The sequence below is a fragment of the Rhodopirellula sp. JB055 genome (assembly GCF_043100905.1).
GTDB lineage: Bacteria > Planctomycetota > Planctomycetia > Pirellulales > Pirellulaceae > Rhodopirellula.
The window spans coordinates 1-4,680 of record NZ_JBICHO010000291.1; the positions used below are offsets into that span (position 1 = coordinate 1).

Below are 4,680 nucleotides of genomic sequence, written 5' to 3' on the forward strand. Positions count from 1 at the left end.
GACTGGCCAGCAAAATTCGCTTGCTGCGAACGGTTCCGCGATCCTAGGCGTCCAATTGATTCCGGTTTGGTCACGAGTTTCTTACATGTCAACGCGTGTCACTGCCAAACGTCTGTTCATTGGATTCAAAACGGCGTCACAAAGCAAAATGGTGCAGGTCATCAAATGTCGCCAAGCGTCAACACACGTTGTCGGCCTGGAAACTGGAGTTCACGCGTAGGAGGCTAGTGGTCTGTCACGACCTATTTTTAGGGTAGTGGGCCAGGCCGCGAGTGCGGTACAGGGGGAAAAACCAACGACAACGCGCCCCCGCCCCAAACAAAAAACCACGCCCCCGCCGCCTCGCCCACTACGATCAACCCTCACTTTTAGCTTTAACAAACCACTAGGTTCCATTTTGCAAAGCCGGTCAACATCAATGCTCAGATGCCTCTTCTGACATTTCTTCCTTGCACTATGATGGCAGAATGAGCTTTCAACACGACCAATTCGCACGCTCGCTACCGAGTTCGGGACAACCGATTCCGCCAGAGTTCTTCCGTGCGATTGCAGAGAGCACCGTCGACTGGGAGAGCTGGTTGTCTTCCACTGGGCAAATCTTGTGGGTCAATCGAGCGGTGCAGCGATACACCGGATACACGCCGGATGAATGTCTGCAGATGAGCGATTATCCGTTGCCGCTGATTGTGCCAGAAGACCGAGAGCGGATGTCGAACCAAATGAAGGAGGCAGCAACAGGGACAACCGGTGACAACATTGAGTTTCGCGTCTTGCACAAGGACGGTGCGACACTGTGGATGGCAGTATCGTGGCAACCAAGGATCAGTCGAGAAGGCCAGTCACTCGGGTTTCGTGCCAGCGTTCGGGATGTCACAGAACGCCGGCGAATGAGGGAACAACTGCGTTTGCAAAACGAACGATTGGAACAACTTGTCCAAGCTCGCACGGCGAAGATCGCTCAGCTCGAACAACATCGTCTCAACATGGAAAAGCTGGCCGCGTTGGGGGAATTGGCAGCCGGGGTCGCACATGAGATCAACAATCCTCTGGCAGGGATTCGCAACGCGTTTGCCTTGTTGAAACGGCATCTGCCTCGCCGAGTCAAGCATTACGACAAACTTGATTTGATCGACAAGGAGATCGAACGAATCCGTGGCATCACGCACCAGATGTATCAGTTGTATTGTCCGACGCGACAAAAAGCGGTCGTCTTCAACATCCATCGTTGCCTCGAGGATCTCCGTTCGCTTTGCCTGCCGATGTCGCGAAAGTGGCAAGTGAAAGTGGTGCAGGACTGCAAACACTTGGATGCGACCGACACTCTCGACCGCAATCAGGTGCGTTTGCGAGAAGGAGAACTGAAGCAAATTCTTTTGAACCTGATCCACAATGCGATTCAAGCATCGTCGCCCGGTCAAATTGTCCGCGTGGAACTGTCTCAGGTTGATGAACAACTGGTGGTGAAAGTCATTGACAATGGCTGCGGAATTGAGCCTGATATCATCGAGTCGATCTTCGATCCGTTCTTCAGCACCAAGGCCACCACGGTTGGCCAGGGGATGGGGTTGGGACTGTCCGTCACCCGAGGATTGGTCGAGGCGATGCAGGGCAAAATCAAAGTCACCAGCAGCGTCGGAGAAGGCACCGAGTTTTGTGTTTTGCTTCCGCGATGTTTGCACACCGAGGAGGATGAGGATTAGACATGGAACTCCAACAACGCATTTTAATTGCCGACGATGAACCGTTTTATCGCGAAACGACGGCGGAGTTTTTGCGGGAAGAAGGATATCAATGCGTCTGCGTGGAGGACGCCAACGATGCGATCACCGTTTTGAACGAACACAAGTTCGATCTCATCCTGTCGGATCTGAATATGCCCGGCAACCTCAAGTTGGAGCTCTTGAAGGAAGGTCGGACGAAACACAATCACGTTCCGATGATAGTCGTCACGGGTGCCCCCTCGTTGCCTTCGGCGATCGAAAGCGTGCGGCTCGGTGTCACGGACTACTTGCTCAAGCCGGTCAAGTTGGAAGAACTGCTGACCGCGGTCAAACGTTCGCTTTCCAGTCCGCCCCGGTCAGAGGCAAATGCCTCGCCTGCGTCATCCTCGTACGATGGCCAAGGGGCTGGCTGCCCTTCTTCGTCTCCAACCGTGATTCAAGGCATTGTAGGGAACAGCCCTCAAATGCAGGAGGTGTTAGAGATCGTGGAACGCGTCGCGCCCAGCGAGACCAATGTATTGATCACCGGTGAAAGTGGGACGGGCAAAGAAGTCATCGCCAACGCGATCCACGATCTGAGCCATCGACGTGAAAAATCGTTGCAAGTCATCGATTGCACTTCGATTCCGGAATCGCTGTTTGAGTCAGCTCTCTTTGGCCATATCAAGGGTTCGTTCACCGGAGCGGTCAAGGACCAACCGGGAATGCTTCGCTCGTGCGATGGCGGCACAGCATTTATCGACGAACTCGGTGAGTTGCCGTTGTCTTCGCAAGCCAAACTTCTGCGAGTGATCCAAGAGCAGACCTTCACTCCCGTCGGAGACAGCCAAACGATTCGCGTTGACACACGGTTTGTGTGCGCAACGAATCGCGATCTTCAAGAGGAAGTCAAAGCGGACCGTTTTCGCCATGACCTGTACTATCGACTGGCAGTGGTTCACATTGAACTGCCGCCGCTTCGACAACGTGGAGATGACGTCATTCTGCTCGCGGAAGCCTTTCTAAAGAAGTATCAGGGCAACGATGTTTCCCGGCATTCCTTGGCCGAGGAAACTTGTGAGTGTTTTCGACGATATCAATGGCCGGGCAATATCCGAGAACTACGGAACGTTCTCGAGCGTTCCGTTGCTCTCGCGAGCGGGCCAGTGATCACTCCAAACGATCTTCCACTGCCTGTACGAGAAGCCATCAACGATCCGCTGCCAGGCATCCAAGACCTCACGGAAGTCTCTCGCGATGAGGCACTCGACAGCGCTGACCGAGCGTATCTGATGAAAATCCTCGAGAAGCATCACGGCGTCATCGCCAGTGCGGCCCGCCAGGCTGGGCTATCACGACAGGGCATGAACAAGTTGCTGAAACGACATCACATCGACGCGAATGATTTTCGTCGTTGACTGACACAAGGAAGTCCGAAGGCATCGCGACGGTACGCATATTCGATCCGTCCTCCTCCATTCATCGACTGGGGAATCGCGAATGTTCGGCTTCAGAGTCTTCCGTCAACTCAAGCGAGCGATCCTCCCTCGCTCGCAAGGTCACCTTGTGCACCGAATCACTTTGTTGATCGCCCCTGTCAGAATCTGTGATGCCGAGTTCTCGAACGAAGTGGATCAGGTCATCCTCGCTGACATCCACAAACGCATCCAATGAACGGATCGCGGCGAGAACCTCTGCGTGAGTCGGGCGTTTCAGTTCGTTGTCTTCCTCTTCTGCACTATCGAAGGTGCGGAACAGACCAGCAGGATAGCGTCGCCAACGAAACGGCGCGTTGATCCCAACAGCGAGTAAGAGCATCAAGAAGACGTTGGTCAAAACAGGACACAGAACATAGGTGTATCCCAGTTCTTGAATCGCTTCGCCTCCCATCACGGCAGTGAAAGCGGTCGCGCCGCCCGGTGGATGGATGCATCCCAGGTGGTACATCACACCAATCGAAATCCCCACCGCAAAGGCAGCCGCAATCGCTGGATGACTGATCCATTGACAGCAGGTGACGCCAATGCAGGCAGAAAGACCATGCCCCGCAATCAATGGCCAGGGCTGAGACAGCGGCCCGTGGGGAATCGCATACAGCAGCACCGCACTGGCTCCCATCGATGCGACCACGCCAGCAGTCGCTATGGAAGGTAGGAAGAGGTTGGTCAGATAGAAGACCATGTAGATGGCGCAGCCGGAACCGATTGCTGAAATCAGCTTCTCTTGCAAGCTGACCTGCACCAGTTCGACGCCTAACCATTTGCTTCCGAGCATGTCGAATTCACGTTGGATCGCGTAGCAATCAAACGCAGTGCCGTGCCATGTCCGCTCATGGTGGGTCGCTGTTCTGATTGGGCAATCAGAGTAGGAGAAATGCAATTCACGTCAAGCGGAGCCCATGCAATTGCCTGGTTCCAGCGCTCCGTCACATGCAAACGTGGCTGAACAAGACAGCTTGATTGTTTCGTCACAGAATTCGCCAGCAGTAACCTGGAAAAAGTCTCTGCCCTACCTCGTTCGCTGTATCACGGACCAAGTTCGCACGAAGATCTGACCTTGAGCTGAAGCCCCAAGCCTTTCGACTGCCGTTGCTCCGCGACTGGTTGAGTGTCTTGCGGGATCGAACAACCGCGGAGCGGCGACAGGCGGCAAGCGATGAGATGCGACCATTGCGGCCTTGCTTGCGCGGCGGGAACTGGGGGGCCTCGCCGACGCATTTTCAAGTTGCGTTTTTGCGTGAGGCATTGGTTTCTTCATAACCCGACGCGTTAGCGAGGCGAAGTCAACATCGTTTGTCCCTCGCTGACGCATCGGGTTTTGAGAAAAGCGCAACTTCAAAACTTGCGTGGTGGGAACTGGGGGGCCTCGCTGACGCATTTTCAAGTTGCGATTTTGCGTGAGGCATTGGCTTCTTCATAACCCGACGCGTCAGCGAGGCGAAGTCAACATCGTTTTTCCCTCGCTGACGCTACGGGTTATG

Annotated in this window: 4 protein-coding genes; 3 read left to right on the top strand and 1 reads right to left on the bottom strand. The window is 54.5% G+C overall.

Annotated features, from left to right (window positions below):
* From ACF8AM_RS11595 to ACF8AM_RS11605, 3 genes are all read left to right on the top strand, one after another.
* Positions 1-220: hypothetical protein (locus tag ACF8AM_RS11595; protein ID WP_392555787.1), on the top strand; the 220-nt coding region annotated here is incomplete at its 5' end.
* A gap of 247 nt (positions 221-467) precedes the next feature.
* Positions 468-1,700 carry a nitrogen regulation protein NR(II) gene (locus ACF8AM_RS11600; RefSeq protein WP_392555788.1) on the top strand — a complete coding sequence of 411 codons (1,233 nt, stop codon included), beginning with the start codon at positions 468-470 and terminating at the stop codon, positions 1,698-1,700.
* A 2-nt stretch (positions 1,701-1,702) separates the two neighbouring features.
* Complete coding sequence (locus ACF8AM_RS11605; RefSeq protein ID WP_392555789.1) at positions 1,703-3,118, top strand: sigma-54-dependent transcriptional regulator; 1,416 nt, start codon at positions 1,703-1,705, stop codon at positions 3,116-3,118.
* Positions 3,119-3,179: 61 nt separating this feature from the next.
* On the opposite strand, the gene ACF8AM_RS11610 is transcribed toward ACF8AM_RS11605, so the two are convergent.
* Positions 3,180-3,974 carry an HPP family protein gene (locus ACF8AM_RS11610; protein WP_392555790.1) on the bottom strand — a complete coding sequence of 265 codons (795 nt, stop codon included), beginning with the start codon at positions 3,972-3,974 and terminating at the stop codon, positions 3,180-3,182.
* Positions 3,975-4,680: the final 706 nt, after the last annotated feature.